Here is a 21970-nt window from a genome sequence, read left to right as displayed (position 1 = left end):
TCCGCTGGCGGACGAGCGAAGGAGTTCCACCGTGACTCATCCCCTGGATCATCTACCCCGTGCCGGTCATGGCAGCGATAGCGCGACGCTCGAAGCCAAATTCAGCGACCTGCACCCGCCGCTGACCCAGCGCCAGGCCTTCATCGAGAGCCAACGCTGCCTGTACTGCTACGACGCGCCGTGCGTCGAGGCCTGCCCGTCGGACATCGACATCCCGCGCTTCATCCGCGAGATCGCCGAGGACAATATCAACGGCGCCGCGCAGACCATCCTCGAGGAGAACATCCTCGGCGGCAGCTGCGCCCGGGTCTGCCCCACCGAGATCCTCTGCGAGCAAAGCTGCGTGCGCAATCACGATGCCGAGTGCCAACCGGTGCTGATCGGCCTGCTGCAACGCCACGCCATCGACCACATGCACTTCGAGGGCCATCCGTTCGTGCGCGCCGCCGACACCGGCAAGCACATCGCCATCGTCGGCGCCGGCCCGGCCGGGCTCTCCTGCGCCCACCGCCTGGCCACCTACGGCCACCGGGTGACAATCTTCGAGGCCGAAGCCAAGCCCGGCGGGCTCAACGAGTACGGCATCGCCCGCTACAAGCTCATCGACGACTACGCCCAACGCGAGATCGATTTCCTGCTCGAAATCGGCGGCATCGAGATCCGTCACGGCCAGCGCCTCGGCGACAATCTCGAGCTCGAGACCCTGCAGCGCGACTACGATTCGGTGTTTCTAGGCCTGGGCCTCGGCGCCAGCCGCCGGCTCGGCCTGACCGGGGAACACGCACCAGGGTTAATGCCCGCCACCGACTACATCCACCAACTGCGTCAGGCCGATGACCTGAGCGAGTTGCCGTTGGCCAGGCGCTGCGTGGTGATCGGCGCCGGCAATACCGCTATCGACATGGCGGTGCAGATGGCCCGACTGGGTGCCGATGCGGTCACCCTGGTCTATCGCCGCGGCAACGAGTCGATGTCCGCCACCGGCCACGAGCAGGAAATCGCCAAGGCCAACGGCGTGCGCATCGTCACCTGGGCGCAACCCGAACAGGTGCTGATCGATGAAGCCGGGCGCGTGTCCGGCATGCGCTTCGCGCGTACCGAGTCCCGCGGCGGAGCCCTCGCCACCACCGGCGAAACCCTGGACATTCCCGCCGACGCGGTGTTCTCGGCGATCGGCCAGGCCTTCGCTGAGAACAGCCTGAACGGCGTTCAACTCGCTCGGGAAGCCGGCAAGATCGAGGTCGACGGCAACTTTCGCACCCGCCTCGCCGGCGTGTATGCCGGCGGCGACTGCATCGCGGCCGGTCAGGATCTGACCGTCCAGGCCGTGCAGCACGGCAAGCTGGCCGCCCAGGCCATCCATAACGAGATCATGGCCCAGCAGGAGGTGGCGTAATGAAGGCATCCGCGAAAAAGCCCGACGTCGATCTGAGCATCGAATTCGCCGGCATCCACTCGCCCAACCCTTTCTGGCTGGCGTCCGCCCCGCCCACCGATAAGGCCTACAATGTCGAGCGTGCCTATGAAGCCGGCTGGGGTGGCGTGGTCTGGAAGACCCTCGGCGAGGACCCGGCACCGGTCAACGTGTCGTCGCGCTACTCGGCGCACTTCGGCAAGAACCGCGAGGTACTGGGCTTCAACAACATCGAGTTGATCACCGATCGCAGCCTGGAGATCAACCTGCGCGAGATCACCGAGGTCAAGCGGCGCTGGCCCGACCGCGCGCTGATCGTCTCGATCATGGTGCCCTGCGTCGAGGAGAGCTGGAAGGCGATCCTGCCGCTGGTGGAGGCCACCGGCGCCGACGGTATCGAACTCAACCTGGGCTGCCCGCATGGCATGCCCGAGCGCGGCATGGGCGCTGCAGTAGGCCAGAATCCCGATCTGATCGAGCGGGTCACGCGCTGGTGCAAGCAGTACTATTCCAAGCCGGTGATCGTCAAGCTGACCCCCAACATCACCGACATCCGCGTTGCCGCTCAGGCGGCGATGCGCGGCGGCGCCGACGCCGTCTCGCTGATCAACACCATCAACTCGATCACCTCGATCGACCTGGACAACATGGTCGCCAAGCCCACCGTGGGCAGCCAGAGCACCCACGGCGGCTACTGCGGCGCGGCGGTCAAGCCGATAGCCATGAACATGGTCGCCGAGATCGCCCGCGACCCGGCGACCCGCGGTCTGCCGATCTGCGGGATCGGCGGCATCTCCAACTGGCGCGATGCCGCCGAGTTCGCCGCGCTGGGTGCCGGCGCGGTGCAGGTGTGCACCGCCGCCATGCTGCACGGCTTCCGCATCGTCGAGGAGATGCAGGACGGCCTGGCGCGCTGGATGGCCGAGAAGGGCTATCGCAGCCTCAGTGACTTCTCCGGCAAGGCGGTACGCAACACCACCGACTGGAAGTACCTGGACATGAACTTCCAGACCATCGCGCACATCGACCAGGACAAGTGCATCCAGTGCGGGCGCTGCTACATCGCCTGCGAGGACACCTCGCACCAGTCGATCGCCAAGCTGGTCGACACCGCCGGTGCGCGGCGCTACGAGGTGATCGAGCAGGAATGCGTGGGCTGCAACCTGTGCCAGATCACCTGCCCGGTCGAGGACTGCATCAGCATGGTTCCGCAACTAAACGACAAACCCTACATGAGCTGGAACGAGGATCCGCGCAATCCGTTCCGGGAAATCGCCTAGTTATACCTGCCCCACCCTCTGGGCCCTATGCCGGGCCCAGAGGGTGGGCCGAACCCATACGCCCACCGCCAGCATAACCGCGCCCCATCTGACAGGCCCCCGGCCAGATCAAAGAAGCTGTGACATTGCCTCCCTGGCCAGATGGGCTGGGCCCATCCTGGCCGGCGCATCCCGATGGCCCTTCGCGGCTATCTCGTCCATCGCCGAAGCCCTGTCGACTCGACGCCTGCCATATCGCCGCCTGCCCCCTAACTGACTGAAAGTCAGACCTCTATTACCCGCGCCCATCGCTCCCCCATCGCGCTGCGGTTAAGATCGCAGGCACCTCGATCGAGCGCTGTAGCCGAGCGGACCAGCACCTGCCATGGGCAGGTGTTGGCGTGTGCGGTCTATCGAGATTCGACCAAAGGATACCAAAAGAAAGCCAAATACATCATTGCGAAAGACTTCGAAAGAAATATATTGTTTATAGAAAGGATACGAAGAATGATCACAGGACAGGAAAGACGTGAATCAATCATCCGCCATTTGGCCATCCACGAAAGAGCGAAGGTCGATGACTTGGCAGCACTCTTCAATGTCTCGACGGTAACGATGCGCGGCGACCTTCGCTTCCTGGAAGAGGCAGGCTATGTCGCCCGGCTACGTGGCACGGTGGTTCTTAGCCAGAACACGGCCGCTGAAATCGCCTTCGCCGAACGTCGCCAAAAGCATGGCAGTGACAAGGGACGCATCGGCATGGCAGCCGCGAAGCTGGTTTCGGATGGCGAGTCGATCATTCTGGATGCCGGCACGACGACACTCGAAGTAGCCCGGCATCTAAAGCAGCACGAATCATTATTGGTAATGACGAATGGTCTGGATATCGCAATGGAACTTTCTCACGCCCCGGGGGTGGAAATAATTATGTTGGGCGGTCGCCTTCGCAAGACAGCGCTTTCCTGCTCGGGGACACAAGCCGAGTCAAGCCTCGCCAACCATCGCTTTGACAAGCTTTTCCTGGGCGTGGATGCACTTGAAATGAACCGTGGCTTGACTACCGACCATGAAAACGAAGCGAGATTGAATCGAGCGATGATAGCCATTTCCGATGAGATCATCGCTGTCACGGACTCCAGCAAGATCGGTAGGAAAAGCGTCCATCTCGTCACCAATCCCGATGGCATTGATCGACTCGTAACGGACAACCGGATACCTGATGAATACGTCCGCTTTCTTCACGACGAACATGACGTCGAAATCATCGTTTCGTAAAACCTTATTTGCCGACGAGGAGTATTTATGCAGCGCTTAAAGGACATCGTAAGAAGAAACAAGGAGGGGCAAAACGTCGGCATCTATTCAGTATGTTCCGCCCATCCACTGGTCCTTGAAGGGGCAATGCTGCACGCCAACCAGATGGGCAGCGCCCTGCTTATCGAAGCGACATCGAATCAAGTGGACCAGAATGGCGGTTATACGGGAATGACACCTGCGGATTTCCGGGAATTCGTGGGAAGTATCGCCGACAAAGTCGGGCTGGAACGTGAACGCATCATTTTAGGGGGCGATCACCTGGGCCCCAATCGTTGGCAAGGTGAAAGCGCCGAGATAGCCATGCGGAACGCCGAAATACTGGTTGAACACTACGTTTCCGCGGGCTTCGGCAAGATCCACCTTGACTGCAGCATGTCCTGCTCAGACGACCCCCGGCCACTTAGCGATGATGTCGTCGCCACCCGGGCGGCCCGTCTGGCCACCATCGCCGAGCGTACCGCGATTGCCCATTTCGACAAGAGTGACATCCACTATATCGTCGGCACGGAGGTTCCCGTGCCCGGCGGCGCTCAAGAATCGCTGGAGGATGGCGTGATTCCCACCAGTCCAGCCGCCGCCCAAGCCACGCTAGACGCACATCGCCAAGCCTTCCAAGAAGCAGGACTTGAACGGGTATGGACACGAGTGGTCGGGCTCGTCGTTCAACCGGGAGTTGAGTTCGATCATCAGAACGTTGTCGATTATCGACGCGAGTCTGCCCAGGCCCTCTCACAGGCGATCGCTAATGAACCCAATCTAGTGTACGAGGCACATTCAACCGACTATCAAACGCCAACCTCACTAGCCAACCTGGTAGAGGACCACTTTGCCATTCTAAAGGTCGGTCCCGGGTTAACCTTCGCCCTTCGTGAGGCGCTCTTTGCTCTGGAGGAAATCGAGCACATTCTGGTCGACAAAAAGGATCGCTCCAATCTCAGCGACGTTGTCGAGCGTCGGATGAAGGAAACCCCCTCCTATTGGGAAAACCATTATCACGGCAGTGCAGAAGAGATTTATTTTGCCCGGCGCTTCAGCCTAAGCGACCGAATACGCTATTACTGGCCTGACTCCCAGGTTCAGGAAGCGCAGCAAAAACTAATCGATAATCTCGACAAAGCGCCCTTGCCACTGCCGTTACTGAGCCAATACATGCCAAATCAGTATAGGCGTATTCGAGAAAACGAGCTGGAAGCCACGGCTCACTCTCTAATTATCGATCATATCGTCGACGTATTGCGCGATTACGCGGCGGCCTGCCTTCCCAAACCTTCACAAGGAACCCATTAATGACAACGGCTCTCCCTCTTTCTGTCAACGAAGCCTCGGCACGGGGTGCGGCGGATACAGTAAGAGAAATCACCCAGCAGCCCACCGTCTGGCGCGAAGTCTTCGGCTACGTGGCTTCAAATCGCGAAATGATCGATACCTTTTTGAAACCCATCCTCGAGAAGGAGGGGCTACGTATCATTCTGACCGGAGCAGGCACTTCCGCCTTCGCCGGCAAGATGCTGACACCGGTATTGAGCGCTTCTCTCGAGCGTCCCGTGGAAGCCGCGGCAACCACTGACATCGTTTCGCGGCCGGCAGAATGCTTCCCCGCGCCCCACCCGGTGCTCCTCGTGTCATTTGCCCGGTCGGGTAACAGCCCTGAAAGCATCGCGGCGACCCAACTCGCCGACAAGCTTTCGAGTGAGTGCTATCACCTCATCATCACCTGCAATCCGGAGGGTCGGCTCCATCAAGAACACCACGCTGACGCACGATCCCTGGTTCTCATGATGCCCGCCATGGCTGACGACCAAGGCTTTGCCATGACCTCCAGCGTGACGGCCATGATGCTAGCCGTCCTGGGCGCTCTGTCTCCCGAGCGCGTTCATGCAGAGGTCGTCGAGCGGATTATCTCTGCTACCCAGGACATCCTCACTTCCGCTGTGAATTCGATAAAGCAACAAGCCGAGAACAAGTTTCAGCGTGTCGTCTATTTAGGCAGTGGTGTCTTCAATAGCCTGGCCCAGGAATCGGCACTCAAGATGCTCGAACTGACCGCCGGCATGACGCTCTCCTATAACGACACGCCGCTTGGATTTCGCCACGGCCCGAAAGCATTACTGGATGACAAGACGCTTGTCCTCGTTTTCGTGTCCAACGACCCTTACGCACGGCGCTACGATCTCGACATACTCGAAGAATTAGCGAACCAGCCGGGTAGCGGTTCAGTCATTGCCATTACGGCCAGCGAACTTGATGGGCACTCCCTGGATGGAGTATGGAAAGCCAACGGCCTCAGTAAAGACGGCGACTGGGCACTCCTGTTCCCCTATCTCGTCTATGCACAAGTGCTGGCTCTCCACAGTTCGTTAGCGTTAGGCAAGACTCCCGACAATCCATTTCCCTCCGGGGAAGTCAATCGTGTCGTCCAAGGTGTGACCATTCATCCTTTCGAGATCGGCACACTCGGTATCTGATGCCAAAGGCCGGAGTCAACTATGTTTTTGGGTATCGACGGTGGTGGAACTAAAACAGCCTTCTGTCTATTGAGCAGCAGCGGAGAAGTTATAGCGACAGCCGAAAGATCTACTTGCTATTACCTTTCCGTCGGCATGGATGAAGTTCATCGCGTTCTCGACGATGGTATCCGTGAGATCTGTCGTGAAGCTGAAATCTCGCTTAATGACATAGATCATGCCTTTTTCGGCCTACCGGCCTATGGCGAGGGGCCACAAGTTATCGACACCCTCGATAACATTCCCAAACGTATCCTGGGCCATCGTCGCTACACGTGCGGCAACGACATGATTTGTGGGTGGGCAGGATCCCTGGGTGCAAAAGACGGTATCAATGTCATAGCGGGTACCGGTTCGATGACTTACGGCGAAAACGGGGGGCATGGCTTTCGCTGTGGCGGCTGGGGAGAAATATTCGGAGACGAGGGTTCAGCCTATTGGATTGCCTGCCGTGGGCTGAATGTCTTTACACGGATGAGTGACGGTCGCCTTGAAAAGGAAGCGCTATACGATCTTATTTCCAAAAAGATGATGCTTACAGACGATCTTGAGCTAATTGATATCATCATTAATCAATGGGATTCGGATCGGGCTCGCATTGCGGAACTTGCCACGCTCGTCATCGATGCGGCTCATCTCGGCGACCGACATGCATTGAAAATCCTGAGTGATAGTGCTTATGAACTCGCTCAACTCGTTGATGTGACACGCCGGAACTTGAACTTCGATACAGTTGAAAGGATTCCAGTTTCTTATTCCGGTGGCGTTTTTCGAGACAGCCTGATACTTGAGGCTTTTTCTAAAAACCTGGCAGGACTGGGAGCCAACTATGAACTTAGAGACCCTCTTTATTCACCCGCGGTAGGAGCCGCACTATATGCCGCAAAACTGGTAAACATACCAATCCAAATAAAGTCAATCTGAAACTCGTCGACCAAACCAACAATAGGGCATGACAATGCATAACAAAAGCTGGATTTTTTATACTTTTTTATTAGTTTTATTCTGGGGAGTATGGGGCGCTTTTTCGGGCCTTCCCACTGAAAAATACGGTTATCCAGATCAAATGGTTTATATAATCTGGGCAATAACCATGCTCATCCCCGCTTATGCAGCTCTACGAAGAGAAAGCTTCGACAGACGGGGCATTGCGGCGCTCTACGGTCTAGCAATCGGCTTAACCGGAGCTGGAGGGCAATTATTGCTGTTCAAGGCTTTGACCGTCGGCCCTCCATACCTGATCTTTCCGGTCATTTCCATATCGCCCGCCATTACGGTCATCATGGCATTCGTGTTGCTACGCGAAAGAATAACACCGCTCGGCGGGCTGGGCATTTTATCCGCCCTCATTGCCATCGTCATGTTTTCGCTACCTAGCGAAGTTTCCGGGGGCACGCACTATGGACCTTGGCTGCTGTTGGCCAGCATTATTTGCATATGCTGGGGTGTACAAGCATTTCTGATGAAAAGGGCGTCGCTGGCCGGCGTCAATGATGGAACGACTTTCGCCTGGATGACCATCAGCGGTTTTCTGCTTATTCCCGTGGCATTCTGGATGATGCCTGGTAGCGCATTCGGCTTTCCTTGGCAGGCGCCTGCACTCACTACGATCACGCAGCTTCTGAACGCTTTTGGCGCTCTGTTTCTCGTGATGGCGCTGAGCAGGGGCAAGGCTGTAATCGTCGCGCCGTGTACCAATGCGCTAGCGCCGGTGCTGACGATCGTCCTATCGCTCACCTTTTACGGCGTCTTGCCATCACTTTATAGTTTCATCGGTATTGTCTTGGCCTTGGTTGGCTCCACCCTCATGGTCTACAGCGAGGAAAAAGAGCCCCTCCCAACCAAAGCTTGACTATTGGCAGCCCCGCCTGGGGCTGCTTTTCCACCGGTATCGCGTCCCGCCACGGCGCTAACTGACTGTCTACTAGGTGTCACGGCGACAGGCCGATTCCGCGCAGCACGATACTGGTCACCGTCTGCACCGCCCGCTCGAATTGCAGTTCGTCGAGAGGGGCATCGTCGTTGAGCAGGGAGATCTGGTAATCGAAGTCGGCGTAATGCTGGGTCGACGACCAGATCATGTACAACAGGTAGGAGGGTTCGACCGGCAGGATGCGGCCATCGTCGATCCACTCGCGAATCTTGGCTTCCTTGAGCTTGGCCCATTGGTAAAGATTGTTGCGCAGGTTGGCGCCGAGTACCGCCCCGCCCTGCATCACCTCGGCCGCCCAGACCTTGGAACCGGCGGCCCGGTTGCGCGAGTGATTCATCTTGGCGCGGATATAGGTCGACAGGACCACCCGCGGATCGTCGTAGAGCTCGAAGCACAGCGCATCCTGCTTCCAGACCTCGAGCAGCGCCAGCAATACGTCACGGTACAGCTCTTCCTTGGTCGAGAAATAGTAATGCACATTGGACTTGGGTAGCTGGGCCAGCTGAGCGATCTCGCCCATCGAGGCCCCGGCGTAACCCTTTTCGGCGAACACCTGCTCCGCCGCCAGCAGAATGTTCTCGACATTGCGCTGACGAATTTCACCCTTGCGCTTGGCCATGCTGCCCTCTGGACCCGTTCGATTTCCTGACCCCAGCGCCAGTTTATCACTTACTGCGTTCGCCAGGCCCAGAGGGCTGGGCATTACGGCTAGGCCGGCCGATCATCTCAAGGCATGAATACCGCGCGCAGACACGCTTGTTCCTTGTCACGGAACATCGTATAGCCCTGAGGCGACTCCTCCAGACTCATCGGGTGAGTCAACAAGTAGGAGGGGTCGAGTTCGCCCTTCTGGATGTGCTCGAAGATGCGCGCCACATAGCGCTGGCCGGGCTGCTGGCCGGAGCGCACGCTGAGCGCCTTGTTGACGATCGCCCCCATGGGGAACTTGTCCATCAGGCCGGCATAGACGCCCAGCACCGATACCGTGCCGCCCTTGCGACAGGCGCGGATCGCCTGGCGCAGCGCGGCGCCCCGTTCGGTTTGCATGAACAGCTTCTGCTTGGTCGCGTCATAGAGCTGTTCCACCCCTTGCGTGTGCGCTTCCAGCCCCACGCAGTCGATGCAGCGATCCGGCCCGCGACCGCCGGTCAGCTCGACGAGCGCTTCGTGCACGTCCACCTGGGTATAGTCGAGCACCTCGGCCCCGGCCTTGTCCTTGGCCAGTGCCAGACGATCGGCAAAGCGGTCGATGCCGATGACCCGTTCGGCACCCAGCAGATAGGCGCTGCGCATCGCCATCTGCCCGACGCCGCCACAGCCCCAGACGGCGACGGTGTCGCCCGGCTCGATATCGGCAATGTCGGCGCCGTAATAGCCGGTCGGCACGGCATCGGAGACGAACAGCGCCTGCTCGTCGCGGACCCCCTCGGGCACCTTGAAGACATTGACGTCGGCGAACGGCACGCGGACGTAGGTGGCGTGGCTGCCGGCATAGCCGCCGAAGGCATGGCTGTAGCCGAAGATGCCCGCGCAGGGATAGCCATACAGCGCCTCCGTCGTCGCGGGGTTGGGGTTGGAGTTGTCGCAGCAGGAGAATTCCTGGCGCTGGCAGGGCTCGCAATGCCCGCAGCCGATGATCGATACGGTGATCACCCGGTCCCCTCTTGCCAGCCCGGATACCGCGCTGCCCACCTCCACGATCTCGCCGAGGAATTCGTGCCCCAGTATGTCCCCGGGCTTCATCGTCGGCACGTAGCCGTTGAGCAGATGCAGATCCGAGCCGCAGACCGACGACATCGTGACGCGGACGATGACATCGCGGGGATTGACGATTTCGGGATCGGGGATGGTTTCGACACTCAGCTTGTCGGTGCCTTGCCATGTCAGTGCGCGCATCAGCGACCTCCTCTCTGTGCTCCGGGGCGGGCGGCATTGGTAGTGATCTCGCCGATCTCCAGCAGTTGTTTCAGGCGGCGCAGGTCGTCGCCGGTCTGGGTGCCCGGGTCCCTACCCAGCAGCTTGGCCACCGCATGCCCGGCATAGCCCGCCGGCGGCTCATAGGCGAATACCGCCTGGATCACGGTGCCCCGCCCCCGCGGTGCATCGCGAAAGCTGACCCAGCCGGCCTGATGGATGTCGCTGTTCTCCTCGGTCTGCCAGGCGATATATTCGTTCTCGCGTTCGTCGGTAATCTCGGCATCCCATTCGAGATGCTTGCCCGGCGCCGGGCTCGCCACCCAGTGAGAACGACGAGCGTCGATGACGTCGACCCGCTCGATATGCTTCATGAACTGGGCGAGGTTGGTGAAATCCCGCCAGAAGCGGTAGATCTCCTCACGCGGCTTGTCGATGGTCACGCTGCGCGACGTCACCTTGGCACTCTTCCAGTCGTGCGCGTCGGCCATGTCCTGCTCGTAGGAATTCGCCGACAGCGCCTTCTTGGCGCTGCAATAACCAGCCGCGCCGCGAGAGAGGAGCATGCCGCCTACGACGAGATGCGCCAGCCGACCGATGCCGTGGCGGCGCATCCCGAGTCCGACGCACAGACAGCCCCCTAGAATGGAAAAGGTCCGTTCCCTCCCCGAAAGCCGGCCGGCGCTGGCCGGCTTGCTGCGCATGGCGACCAGGGAGTCATCCTGCCAGGTATCAGTCATGCTCCATCTCCTTGAGCTATTGGCAAATACGCCACGCCTTCGCCCGCTGTTCCAGCAATCGACGCGGCGGGCTGCCTTGGCTAAAGCCCGTCGTCTGCGGAAACCGGGCCAGCAATGGCGCAGCCGCGACTCCGGGCGATCCGCGCCGTTTACGGCACGATGCCAATAAGGGTAGATCGCTCCCGGACGCGTCGCTTCCCGATACGCGCAATTTTTCGTTGCTGGGCGTCGGAGCGACTTCGTCATGGCGTCTAGGCACTTTTGCAATTCCGCAACATCGGCTCGCTGCGCACTATGCGTCTAGAGTTTAAGGCGCGCATTCGCCCTGGCTGAGGTCATCTCCAACGAGATGGAGCCCAAACGGCACATGAAAGCGCTGTTCCTCCACCACTCCAGCGCTTGCTACAGTGACGAGCCATCGCTTTGCTATATCGCATTGCTCTAACATGCACTGTGATGAGCGCTCATTCGCCAAGAAAGGAAGCAGACATGACCATCGCAACAGGCGACAAGATCCCCGACGTCACCCTCAAGACCAACGGCGCCGAGGGCCCCCAGGACATCTCCACCGGTGAGCTGTTCGCCGGCAAGCGCGTCGTGCTGTTCGCCGTGCCCGGCGCCTTCACACCGGGGTGCTCCAACACCCACATGCCCGGTTTCGTCATCAAGGCCGACGAGATTCTCGCCAAGGGCGTCGACACCATCGCCTGCATGGCGGTCAACGACGCCTTCGTCATGGACGCTTGGCAGAAAAATCAGAATGCCCAGGCTTTCACCATGCTCGCCGACGGCAATGCCGAATTCGCCCGCGCGCTGGGTCTCGACATGGATGCCAGCGGCAGCGGCATGGGTACGCGCAGCAAGCGCTTCGCGATGATCGTCGACGACGGCGTGGTCGAATACCTCGGCGTGGATGCCAAGGGCGTCGACCAGAGCAGCGCCGAAACGGTGCTTGGCAAGCTCTGAGAAGGAATGCGAGCCGGCCGGCGCCGGCTCGACATGCATCCTCGGGACGCCACCCGAACGCACTCAATTCAGCAAGACCCGTGCCGGGCGTGATCGACTAGCCGTTTCGATACAAGGCAGCTTCGGTTCATTCCCCCCAACTGGCACGCAACTGCAAAACAGGAACATACCGGCGACGCAAGGAGACTCGCATGCGGTCACTGCTGCGCCCGATCCGGGCCCTACTCGGCAGTGTAGCGTTGCTGCTACTCGGCAACGGACTGATCAACACCCTGCTGACCCTGCGCGGTACCAGCGAGGGATTCTCGACCACCCTGGTCGGCATCATCATGTCCGGCTACTTCGTGGGCTTCATCTGCGGGACCTGGTTCAGTGCACGCCTGATCCGCCGCATCGGCCATATTCGCGCTTTCGCCTTCTGCGCGGCGGTCTGCGCCTCCGGCGCGCTGCTCCACCTGATCTTCGTCAACCCCTGGGTGTGGCTAATCCTGCGCTTCTTCTACGGGCTGGCCTTCGTCACCCTGGTGACGGTCATCGAAAGCTGGCTCAACAGCCAGGCCGCCCCCCACGAGCGCGGGCGGATCTTCGCGATGTACATGGTGGTCAACCTCGGCGCGATCGCCATCGCCCAGCAGATCCTGCGCCTCGACACGCCCCAAGGCTTCCTGCTGTTCGCCCTGACCTCGATCCTGATCAGTTGGGCACTGCTGCCAATCACCATGACCCGGCGCAGTCAGCCGGTGATCTCCGATCGTCCCAAGAGCAGCCTCAAGGCCCTGCTCGGCTTCGCGCCGCTGGCGGTCGCGGGCTCGGCGCTGTCGGGGTTGGCGATGGGTGCCTTCTGGGCGATGACCCCGGTCTACGCCAAGCAGTTGGGTTTCGACAACGGCGATATCGGACTGGTGATGAGCATCGCGATTCTCGGCGGCGCGCTGCTGCAGGTGCCCATCGGACGCTTCTCGGACAAGCATGACCGGCCGCGAGTGCTCACCTGGGTGTCGGTTCTCGCCGCGGCTGTCGCCGCGCTGATGCCGCTGGCGTCCGGCCAGTGGGCACTCTTCGCGCTGTTCTTCGTCTGGGGCGGGCTGTCGTTCTCGCTCTACCCGATTGCCGTCGCCCAGCTGATCGATCAGTTGAATCCCGAAGAGGTGGTCTCCGGTTCCGCCGACATGCTGGTCCTGCAAGGCGCCGGCAGCGCCGTGGCGCCAATCCTCGCCGGGGTCGCCATGAATGCCTTCGGCACCCAGGCGCTGCCCTTCTATATCGCCGGCGTGCTGGCCCTGCTCGCTGTCTATGCGCTCTACCGGCGGCGTTACGTGTCGTCAATCGTTTCCGGGGAAACGGCGCATTTCGAGCCCATGGTGCAGACCAGCCATGAAGCGCTGGCGATGATCTTCGAGGATCATCAGCACGACCTGTTCGACGATCCCAGCTTCTACGAGGAGCAGGAGCGCGAACGGCTGATCGAGGCCGCAGCCGAACGAGACTCAACGGCTGAGGTTAGCCGTCGGCCTCAGCGGCGCCCAGCTCTGTCAGACACCGCTCGATGAACAATCGCTCCTGGCACTGCCGGGCCAAGGCCAGCGCCCGCCGATAGGCGCTGCAGGCCTCGTCGACACGCCCCAGGCGCCGACACAGGTCGGCGCGGGCCGCATGCGCCAGATGGTAATCGGCCAGCTCGCCGGTCTCCAGAATCGCGTCGATCAACGCCAGTCCCGCCGCCGGGCCGTCGCGCATTGCCACGGCCGCGGCGCGGTTGAGCGCCACCACCGGCGACGGCTCGATGCGCAGCAACACGTCAAAGAGCCCGACGATCTGCGCCCAGTCGGTCTCGGCGGCGCTCGGCGACTCGGCGTGCACCGCGGCGATCGCGGCCTGCAGGGTGTAGGGGCCGAAGCGTCGCGAGGCCAGCGCACGCTCCACCAAGGCGCCGCCCTCGGCGATGCGCTCGTGATCCCAACGGCTCCGGTCCTGGTCGTCCAGCCGTATCAGCTCGCCGGCGGCATCCATCCGCGCGCTGCGCCGTGCATCGTGCAGCAACATCAAAGCCAGCAGCCCCAGCACTTCGGGCTCGGGCAATAACGCCGCCAGCAGCCGCGCCAGGCGGATCGCTTCGACCGACAAGTCGGCGCGAACCAGCGTCTCCCCGGCCGACGCCGAGTAACCCTCGTTGAAGACCAGGTAGATCACCTGCAATACGCTATCCAGGCGTTCCAATAGCGCCTCGGGGGCCGGCACCTGATAGGGAATGCCGGCATCGCGGATCTTGGCCTTGGCGCGCACGATGCGCTGCGCCACCGTCGTGGGTGTGGTGAGGAAGGCGTGGGCGATCTGTTCGGTGGTCAGCCCGCACACTTCGCGCAGGGTCAACGCCACCTGGGCGTGCGACGGCAGAGCCGGATGGCAGCAGGTAAAGATCAACCGCAGCCGATCGTCCTCCAGCGCTTCCTCATCGTCCGGTTCGCCGGTCGCGTCGATCTCGGCCTGATGCACCAGTGCGGCCAGCGAGGCGTCGAAGCGGGCCCGCCGGCGCAGCCCGTCGATCGCCTTGAAGCGCCCGGCCGACACCAGCCAGGCGCGTGGGTTGCCGGGCACGCCCTCGCGGGGCCAGGCGAGCATCGCCGCCGCAAAGGCATCGTGCAACGCCTCCTCGGCGAGCTCGAAGTCGCCCAGCAGGCGAATCAACGTCGCCAGCACCCGGCGCGATTCATCGCGGTAGACATTCTCGATCACCTCGCGCGCCGACCGCGCCGTCTCAGGCTCCATTGGACACACGTGCCAAGCTCTCCGATCGGTCGTTTTTCATCTGACGATAGTCCATTGCTGCACTGCCGGCCTTCTCATCGACAGTCGTGTCAACAAGGCCCTAGCCGGACTTCTCGCAGTTGATCATCCAGGGAATGCCGAAGCGGTCGACCAGCATGCCGAACCTGTCCGCCCAGAAGGTTTCCGCCAGCGGCATCGTCACCGAGCCGTCGGTCGCCAGCGTGTTGAACACGCGCTCCGCTTCCGCCGGTTCGTCGAACACCAGCGATACGGCAAACCCCTGGGGCGCCTGGTAGTAGTCGGCCGGACTGTCGGAGCCCATCAGCACCCAGTCACCGACGGCCAGGCGGATGTGCATGATCTTGTCGTCCATGCCCGGCGGGTTCTGGTCGGGCTCGGGCGCCTCGGCATATGTATGCCGGGCATCGATATGACCGCCCAGGCATTGCTCGTAGCACCTGAACGCCGCCTCGCACTGTCCCTGGAAGAACAGGTAGGGATTGATCTGCGTCGTCTTTTTCATCGCCAATTCCTCCATTCCGGTTAGCGAAGCGCGCCACTGACGGGGGGCACTTCATCGCGCCGGGTCGGGGTCGCCGCAAGCTCGCGCACCGGTCTTACCTCGACGCTGCCGACCCGCGCCGCGGGTATCCCCGCCGCCACCTGCAGCGCCTCGTTGAGATCGCGCGCCTCGACCAGGTAGAAGCCGGCCAGTTGCTCCTTGGTTTCGGCGAAGGGGCCATCGGTGATGGTGCTCCGGCCGTGACGCACGCGCACCGTGGTCGCGCTAGCCACCGGTTGCAGCGCCTCGGCGGCGAGCATTCGCCCGCTCGCCTGAACGCTCATCGCGTAGGCCAGACACTCCTCGTCGCGCGGGCTGTCGGGCAGGTCATGCAGGGAATTCTCGTCGCTGTATACCAGGCATAGGTATTTCATGGCGGGCTCCTGAGTTTGGCGGGGTACACCGACTAGTCGTTCGGCGTGGCGGCAAATCGACATGGCCATCGAGATTTCCGGCGCGGGCTGGACAGCGCCCGACGCCTGGCACCTAATGAGCGGGATCAGCGTTCCCAGGAGTCTGCATGGCCTACTCAGCCACTGCGTCGCTCGTGCGCGATGCGCGCGCCGTCGATATCCCCGCCATCCGGGCACTGTATGCCGAGCATGTCCTGCACGGCACCGCGTCGTTCGAACTGACGCCACCGACGCTCGACGAGATGCGCATCCGCCACGCCGCGGTCGTCGCCAACGGCCTGCCCTATCTGCTTGCCGAGCGTGACGGCGACATCCTCGGTTTCTGCTACGCCACACCCTATCGGCCCCGGCCCGCCTATCGATACAGCGTGGAGAATTCGGTCTATGTCGCAGCAGGGAAACACGGCCAGGGGATCGGCAGCGCCTTGCTGACTGCGCTGATCGAACGCTGCGAAAGCGGTCCGTGGCGCCAGATGCTCGCGGTCATCGGCGACAGCGCCAACAGCGGCTCGATCGCCCTGCATCGGCGTCATGGCTTCGAGGACGTCGGCACCTTCCGCTCGGTGGGATACAAGTTCGACCGCTGGCTGGACACCGTGCTGATGCAGCGCCCGCTGGGCGACGGCGATCGCAATGAACCGCCGTCCAATAGTATGGCCGACTGACGGCTCCCATCCCGCATTTCCATCCGATGACTACGGCCAAGGCCGGCTGCTCATCATGCTGGCCGACATCGTCCCAGGCTGATCGGCGCCGATCGAGGGCATCGGCAGCCGACCTCGTAACTGCAACCTCGTTTCACCCCTTTATTCATGCCTTTTCTGCATAGGATAGTCAGTGTAGTTATGTCTCATAAAAAAGACTTAATCACAGCTAATTCCCTCACGTAGACTCGACGCCTTTTCAGGATGATCAATAATATCAAGGAGATTTATGCTGAATTCATGGCGCCGTTTTCCCTTGTGGCAAAAGATTCTGGCTGGCTTGATTCTTGGCGCCCTTACCGGCGCATTATCCGGGGAAGAGGCCAGCGTTCTTAAACCTATAGGCGATATTTTCATCAATGCGATCAAGATGCTGATCGTGCCTTTGGTGTTTTCGACATTGATCGTGGGAATCACGGCCATGCGTGATCCCCAGAAGATGGGACGCATTGGGCTCAGGACCATCGCGCTCTATCTGATAACCACGGCCTTCGCCATAACCATAGGGCTGATCGCCTCATGGCTTTTCAAACCCGGCGTAGGTCTTGAAATGAGTTTCGAGGCGGGAGGTGAAACGAAACAGGGCCCAAGCCTCACCGAGACCCTGGTCAATCTTGTCCCCAGCAATCCTGTCGACTCGCTGGCCAGCGGCAATATTCTGCAGATCATCGTCTTCGCCATCGGGCTTGGCATATCGCTGACCCTGATCGGCGAAAAAGGCGAACCGGTCGTAAAGCTCTTCGAAAGTTTCGCGGAGGCGATGTACAAGCTGACGAATATCGTCATGGCGTTCGCCCCTTTTGGCGTCTTCGCACTTATAGCCTATGTAGCGGGCAATTATGGCCTCGAAGTCCTGCTGCCGCTCGCCAAGGTCATCGGTGTCGCCTACTTGGCCAGCATCGTCCACGTGCTTATCGTCTACTCCGGCTTGCTAGCCTTATTGGGCCGCCTCAACCCGCTCCGCTACATGCAGGGCATCATAGATGCGCTCGTCGTTGCCTACTCATCGGCCTCGTCGTCTGGAACGCTGCCCGTCTCGATTCGCTGTGCGCAGCAAAACCTGGGGGTCTCCAATGGCGTTGCGGGTTTCGTGCTGCCGGTCGGCGCGACGATCAACATGGACGGCACGGCCATTTACCAGGGCGTGGTGGCCGTTTTCATTGCCCAATTCGTCGGGGTCGACCTGTCGCTGGCCGATTACGGCATGATCATCGTTACCGGAACGCTGGCCTCCATTGGCACCGCCGGCGTGCCGGGCGCGGGACTGATCATGTTGTCCATCGTCATGAGCCAGATCGGCCTGCCATTGGAAGCCATCGCTGTCATCGCCGGCATCGATCGCATACTCGACATGGCTCGCACCTGTGTAAATGTCGCAGGCGACCTAATGGTCACGACGCTGGTGGGCAAGAGCGAAGGAGAACTGGATGAGCGCGTTTACAACGCCACCAGCAAACGCTGAATGGCGACCCCACGCCCATCAACGTTGGCGATGAATCGTGATCCCTCGTAGCCGGTAGGGAGCAAGCCGCTCTTCGGTGGCCGTGTGGTCGGTCACCAAGTCGGTGATGGCCGTCGTCGGCGCCACGACGTACGGATAGGCGATATCCAACTTGTCACTGCCGGCCAGCGCGACGACCCGCCTCGCCTGCTCGATCATCACCCGCTTGGTGCTCGCCTCCTCCGCAAAGGGGATGGTCAGGCCAGCATCCGCCGCCAAGGCGCAGACGCCGATGAAGCCCAGATCGGCGCGAAAACGGCGCAGGAAGTCAGTGGCCTCGGTCCCTACAGTGACGGCAGAGCGCTTGGCCACGGCGCCTCCGGCCAGGTACACGTCGATCCCCGGGTGATCGATGAGCGCCGCGGCAATGGGCGGCGCGTTGGTGATGACGGTGGCTCTAAGATTCACGGGCAGTGACTCGGCAATGCAGAGCGCGGTCGTTCCCCCATCGAGGAAGAACACTTGGCCATCGCGTACAAGCGATGCTGCAACACGCGCCAGAGACACCTTCCGGGTCCGATCGTCCCCTCGACGATCGGCATAGCTTGCCGGCACGGGTGGGCGGGGAATCGCGCCACCGTGCACGCGCTGCAAGGCCCCCGCCATATCCAGTTCACGCAGATCCCGACGCAGAGTGTCCTCGGAGATACCCAGACGCTCGGCCTCGTCGATGGCACTCAGCCTGCCTTGCTTGCTCAACTGCTGGAGGAGATAGGCGTGTCGCTCGGCCTTTAGCATGAAATCCTCGTCCCTGGCGCTTGCCTGATAATGCGCTATTATGCACGTTCGTGCAGAATAAAGACAATGAGTCTCGCTAGACATGCACGACGACACCCATTCAGAGAGGAAGCCATGGCCATCGAAGCCCACCTGCACCAGATGCGCTGGCGCAATACGCTCACGTTCCTCGGCAACGGTTTCGGCATCGGCGTCTGGTCGATCGAGATCGCCCCGGTGAGGCTGATCGTCGGTGTTTCCGAAGCCGTCCTGGGACTGGCGCTGTTCGGTTTCGCGGCGGCTGCCCTGCTGGGGATGCGGTTGGGGGCCCGCATGAGCGACCGCTGGCCGATCAACCGGGTCTGCGGAGGTCTGGGGCTTGCCTTCGCCGTGGCCTTGTTCCTGCCCTGCCTCGCCCGGGACATCGGTACGCTGGTGGTCTCGCTGATCCTGCTGGGGGCCACCAACGGTACCCTCGATGTCGCCATGAATGCCCGCGGCAGCCTGATCGAAAACCGCTATGATCGCCCGATAATGTCGTCCTTCCATGCTGCCTGGAGCATCGGTGGGGCCGCCGGCGCCGCGCTGGCCGGGGTGCTCACTGGTTTCGGTTTCGGCCCGGTCGCGGTGCTGTCGATCGCCGCCCTCCTCGCCGCCGTATCGCTGGCCGTTTCGTCAGGCGCCTACCAGCCACCGGCGCCGATAGCCAATGAGGGTTCGTCAGCGCGCAGCAAACGGCGGCGGCTCGATCCTCGACTCGCCGGGCTGTGCCTGCTGGCGTTCTGCGCCCTGTTCACCGAAGGCGCCATCGCCGACTGGAGCAGCATTTATCTACAGGACGTACTGGAAAGCGGCTTCGCCATCGGCTTCTTCGCCTTCTCGGCCGGCATGTCGATCGGCCGCCTCGGCGGCGACCGGGCGGTGACGCGTTATGGCCGGCTGGCGGTGGGATCGCTGGGCGCCCTCATCGCCGGCCTGGCCATGGCCTATGTACTGTGGGCGCCATCGCTTGCCACGGCCTGCATCTGCTTTTTGCTGATCGGCCTGGGCATGAGCAACGTGGTGCCGATGACCTTTAGCATGGCCGGGCGAGCCACGGCGAACGCCTCGCAGGGCATCGCCATGGCGGCCTCGTTCGGCTACACGGGCTTTCTGCTGGGACCCGCCGTCATCGGCGGCCTGACTCATTTCCTGACGCTGCCCCTCGCCCTGATGGTGCTGGTGATGACGATCGGCGTCATCGCCCTCACCAGCTGGCTCGTCCTCCCACCAGCGGATGGGGCCCGCAAGCCCATCAGCGAGTGACCAGGACGATCCCCAGCAGGATGGCGACGCCCCCCATGATGAAATTCAGCGTCAGCGGCTCGTTGAGCAGCATGGCGCCGAATAGCACCCCGAACACCGGCGACAGGAACGAGAACACGCCGAGTTGCGAGGCCAGATAGCGGCGCAGCAACGCGAACCATAGTAGCAGCGCCCCGAACGAGATCACCAGCGTCTGGAACGCCATGCTGGCGACGACCGGGCCGGTTACCGCGATCGCCTCGAGATCGCCCAGCAACGATGCTGTGGGCAACAGCAACCCGGCGGCGACGATTAGTTGATAGCACAGCGTCTTCACCGGCGGCGCCTCGGAAAGCGAGGAGCGACGCAGCACCAGCGTGGTGCCAGCCCAGGAGAGTCCGGCCAACAGACCCAGCGCGTCGCCCAGCATCACGGCGCCGGCATCCGCGCGCTGCGTGGTCGGCGCCATGGCGATTAGCATGCCGGCAAACGCCATGGCGATGCCCCACCATTGGCGTCTCGCCAGTTGCTCCCCGGGGACCCACAGATGCAACCCCAGCGCGGCGAACACCGGCGCGGTATAGAGAAATACCGACATGTGCGAGGCCAGCGTGTAGTTCAGCCCGCAGGCGACGAAGAGGAATTCACCGGTAAAGCCCAGCCCCACCAGCAGGCCCGGCCCCAGGTCGGCGCGGAAATCGGCGAGTCTCATACCGTGCCAACGGGCGATGGCAAGCACCAGCAAGGCCGCCGCCAGCGAGCGCAAGGCCACCTGCGCCAGCGGCGCGATATCGCCCGCCACGACCTTGATCGCGACCTGCTGGGCGCCCAGCGCCAGGCAGAACAGCACCATCCATAAACCGGCATGACCATCCACGGGTCGTCGCTGCGCCGGGCAAGTCGATGCGGCGGCGCCATGCGGGGCAAGACGAGACGATTTCATGAGCGGCTCCTGGCGTGAACGGGCGCTCAGTGCAGCATTTGCCCCGACTCGGGCCAAACGATTAATCTGCCCCTCCAGGCTCAGGAAAACTCACGCCATGCAGATCGAACGGCTTCCTCTCAATGCGCTCCGTGCCTTCGTCGAGGCGGCCCGCGAAGAAAGCTTCAAGACCGCCGCGGACCGGCTCAGCGTGACCCCCGGTGCGGTCAGCCGGCAGGTCAAGCAACTCGAGGACAGACTCGGCGCCGCACTGTTCGAGCGCCACCCCAGCGGCGTCCATCTGAACGAAACCGGGCGACAGCTGGCCGCCGAGGTGGAGGCGGGACTCGAGCGGATCGCCGCCGGCGTCAGGGCGGCGAGTGAACGCTCACGGAGTGCGAAGACGCTACTCCTCAGTGCCCCGCCCTCCTTCACCCAGCTCTGGCTGCTGCCGCGCCTGGCGGCGTTCGAGGCTCAGGAGGCCCACCTGGAGATCTCGCTGGATGCCAGTCAGGCGCTGATCTCGCCCAGTTGGCAAGGCGACGGGGCACGGCTCGCCATTCGCTATGGCCGCGGTCCCTGGCCGGGCGTACAGAGTGTGCGGCTGTTCGAGGACGAACTGTTTCCGGTCTGCGCCCCCGCCTTGCTTGAGCGCACACCCATCGAGACCCCCGCCGACCTGCTCGCCCATTCGCTGCTGGAAGTCGTCTGGCAATCGCGGCAAAGCACCGTCTTCCCCGGTTGGCGGGAGTGGTTCGACGCCGCCGGCCTGGCCGACGTAGAGGTAACGATCCAACGCCGCTACTCGCTCTCGGGGCTGGCGCTCGACCAGGCGATCGCCGGGCGCGGCGTGATGCTCGCCAATCCGGCCGTGGTCGCCGATCGCCTGGCCAGCGGGGTGCTGGTGCGGCCTTTCGGTGAGCGCTACGTCATCGACTCGCCATTCACCTACGATCTGATTCTGCCCGCTGCCGGCAGTGCGCCACCGACGGTACGGCGCTTCATCGAGTGGCTGAGCGACGAAGCGGCGCAGTTCCGCGAGAGTATCTAGCCT

The 21970-nt window shown here is 61.9% G+C and carries 21 protein-coding genes; 13 read left to right on the top strand and 8 right to left on the bottom strand.

Annotated elements, in window-relative coordinates; translation table 11 throughout:
• Positions 1-31: 31 nt before the first annotated feature.
• The 7 genes from R6258_RS11435 to R6258_RS11405 all read left to right on the top strand — a co-directional run bounded on the left by R6258_RS11435 (position 32) and on the right by R6258_RS11405 (position 8346).
• Entirely contained in the window at positions 32-1396 is a 1365-nt protein-coding gene (locus tag R6258_RS11435) for an NAD(P)-dependent oxidoreductase (RefSeq protein ID WP_318450333.1), read from the top strand.
• Complete coding sequence (preA, locus tag R6258_RS11430; RefSeq protein ID WP_318450331.1) at positions 1396-2694, top strand: NAD-dependent dihydropyrimidine dehydrogenase subunit PreA; 1299 nt, start codon at positions 1396-1398, stop codon at positions 2692-2694. Before R6258_RS11435 ends, preA begins: the two co-directional genes overlap by 1 nt.
• A gap of 486 nt (positions 2695-3180) precedes the next feature.
• Positions 3181-3948 carry a transcriptional repressor AgaR gene (gene agaR / locus R6258_RS11425; RefSeq protein ID WP_318450329.1) on the top strand — a complete coding sequence of 256 codons (768 nt, stop codon included), beginning with the start codon at positions 3181-3183 and terminating at the stop codon, positions 3946-3948.
• 27 nt (positions 3949-3975) lie between these two features.
• Positions 3976-5277, top strand: coding sequence for a D-tagatose-bisphosphate aldolase, class II, non-catalytic subunit (locus R6258_RS11420; protein WP_318450327.1), 1302 nt, complete (start codon positions 3976-3978; stop codon positions 5275-5277).
• On the top strand, positions 5277-6455 hold the full coding sequence (locus R6258_RS11415) for an SIS domain-containing protein (protein ID WP_318450325.1): 1179 nt from the start codon (positions 5277-5279) through the stop codon (positions 6453-6455). Before R6258_RS11420 ends, R6258_RS11415 begins: the two co-directional genes overlap by 1 nt.
• A 21-nt stretch (positions 6456-6476) precedes the next feature.
• The gene (locus R6258_RS11410; protein WP_318450323.1) at positions 6477-7418 is read left to right on the top strand and encodes an N-acetylglucosamine kinase; all 942 of its coding nucleotides are present in this window, start codon (positions 6477-6479) and stop codon (positions 7416-7418) included.
• A gap of 34 nt (positions 7419-7452) precedes the next feature.
• Positions 7453-8346 (top strand): DMT family transporter, encoded by an 894-nt coding sequence (locus R6258_RS11405; protein ID WP_318450321.1) that lies wholly within the window; start codon positions 7453-7455, stop codon positions 8344-8346.
• Positions 8347-8425: 79 nt separating this feature from the next.
• Here the strand turns inward: R6258_RS11405 and R6258_RS11400 are convergent, their stop codons facing one another.
• The 3 genes from R6258_RS11400 to R6258_RS11390 form a co-directional block, all read right to left on the bottom strand.
• Positions 8426-9046 (bottom strand): TetR/AcrR family transcriptional regulator, encoded by a 621-nt coding sequence (locus R6258_RS11400; protein WP_318450319.1) that lies wholly within the window; start codon positions 9044-9046, stop codon positions 8426-8428.
• A gap of 107 nt (positions 9047-9153) precedes the next feature.
• Entirely contained in the window at positions 9154-10323 is a 1170-nt protein-coding gene (locus tag R6258_RS11395) for a zinc-dependent alcohol dehydrogenase (protein ID WP_318450317.1), read from the bottom strand.
• Positions 10323-11081 (bottom strand): SRPBCC family protein, encoded by a 759-nt coding sequence (locus R6258_RS11390; RefSeq protein ID WP_318450315.1) that lies wholly within the window; start codon positions 11079-11081, stop codon positions 10323-10325. Before R6258_RS11390 ends, R6258_RS11395 begins: the two co-directional genes overlap by 1 nt.
• Before the next feature lie 489 nt (positions 11082-11570).
• On the opposite strand from R6258_RS11390, the gene R6258_RS11385 reads away from it, so the two are divergent.
• Complete coding sequence (locus tag R6258_RS11385; RefSeq protein ID WP_318450313.1) at positions 11571-12047, top strand: peroxiredoxin; 477 nt, start codon at positions 11571-11573, stop codon at positions 12045-12047.
• Between the two features lie 140 nt (positions 12048-12187).
• Entirely contained in the window at positions 12188-13597 is a 1410-nt protein-coding gene (locus R6258_RS11380) for an MFS transporter (protein WP_318450426.1), read from the top strand.
• Here R6258_RS11380 and R6258_RS11375 read toward each other — a convergent pair.
• From R6258_RS11375 to R6258_RS11365, 3 genes are all read right to left on the bottom strand, one after another.
• Positions 13548-14813 carry an RNA polymerase sigma factor gene (locus R6258_RS11375; RefSeq protein WP_318450311.1) on the bottom strand — a complete coding sequence of 422 codons (1266 nt, stop codon included), beginning with the start codon at positions 14811-14813 and terminating at the stop codon, positions 13548-13550. The two genes, R6258_RS11380 and R6258_RS11375, sit on opposite strands and share 50 nt — an antisense overlap.
• Before the next feature lie 100 nt (positions 14814-14913).
• Positions 14914-15336, bottom strand: a complete 423-nt coding sequence (locus tag R6258_RS11370; RefSeq protein WP_318450308.1) for a VOC family protein — start codon at positions 15334-15336, stop codon at positions 14914-14916.
• Positions 15337-15356: 20 nt separating this feature from the next.
• On the bottom strand, positions 15357-15749 hold the full coding sequence (locus R6258_RS11365) for a YciI family protein (RefSeq protein WP_318450306.1): 393 nt from the start codon (positions 15747-15749) through the stop codon (positions 15357-15359).
• Positions 15750-15895: 146 nt separating this feature from the next.
• On the opposite strand from R6258_RS11365, the gene R6258_RS11360 reads away from it, so the two are divergent.
• Both R6258_RS11360 and R6258_RS11355 read left to right on the top strand, forming a co-directional pair.
• Complete coding sequence (locus R6258_RS11360; RefSeq protein WP_318450304.1) at positions 15896-16453, top strand: GNAT family N-acetyltransferase; 558 nt, start codon at positions 15896-15898, stop codon at positions 16451-16453.
• Between the two features lie 268 nt (positions 16454-16721).
• Positions 16722-17954 carry a dicarboxylate/amino acid:cation symporter gene (locus R6258_RS11355; protein ID WP_318450302.1) on the top strand — a complete coding sequence of 411 codons (1233 nt, stop codon included), beginning with the start codon at positions 16722-16724 and terminating at the stop codon, positions 17952-17954.
• Positions 17955-17972: 18 nt separating this feature from the next.
• On the opposite strand, the gene R6258_RS11350 is transcribed toward R6258_RS11355, so the two are convergent.
• Entirely contained in the window at positions 17973-18731 is a 759-nt protein-coding gene (locus R6258_RS11350) for a DeoR/GlpR family DNA-binding transcription regulator (RefSeq protein ID WP_318450300.1), read from the bottom strand.
• 114 nt (positions 18732-18845) lie between these two features.
• Here R6258_RS11350 and R6258_RS11345 point away from each other — a divergent pair, with 114 nt between their 5' ends.
• Positions 18846-20015: an MFS transporter gene (locus R6258_RS11345; RefSeq protein WP_318450298.1), complete on the top strand. Its 1170-nt coding sequence runs from the start codon at positions 18846-18848 to the stop codon at positions 20013-20015.
• On the opposite strand, the gene R6258_RS11340 is transcribed toward R6258_RS11345, so the two are convergent.
• Positions 20005-20937, bottom strand: coding sequence for a DMT family transporter (locus R6258_RS11340; protein WP_318450296.1), 933 nt, complete (start codon positions 20935-20937; stop codon positions 20005-20007). The two genes, R6258_RS11345 and R6258_RS11340, sit on opposite strands and share 11 nt — an antisense overlap.
• A 97-nt stretch (positions 20938-21034) precedes the next feature.
• Between R6258_RS11340 and R6258_RS11335 the strand changes: the two genes are divergently transcribed.
• Positions 21035-21967, top strand: coding sequence for a LysR substrate-binding domain-containing protein (locus R6258_RS11335; RefSeq protein ID WP_318450294.1), 933 nt, complete (start codon positions 21035-21037; stop codon positions 21965-21967).
• The last annotated feature ends 3 nt before the right edge of the window (positions 21968-21970 follow it).

This window comes from Halomonas sp. HP20-15 (assembly GCF_033446685.1).
Classification (GTDB): domain Bacteria; phylum Pseudomonadota; class Gammaproteobacteria; order Pseudomonadales; family Halomonadaceae; genus Modicisalibacter.
Note: the sequence above shows the minus strand (reverse complement) of the source record. Positions and strands in the feature narration are given on the sequence as shown.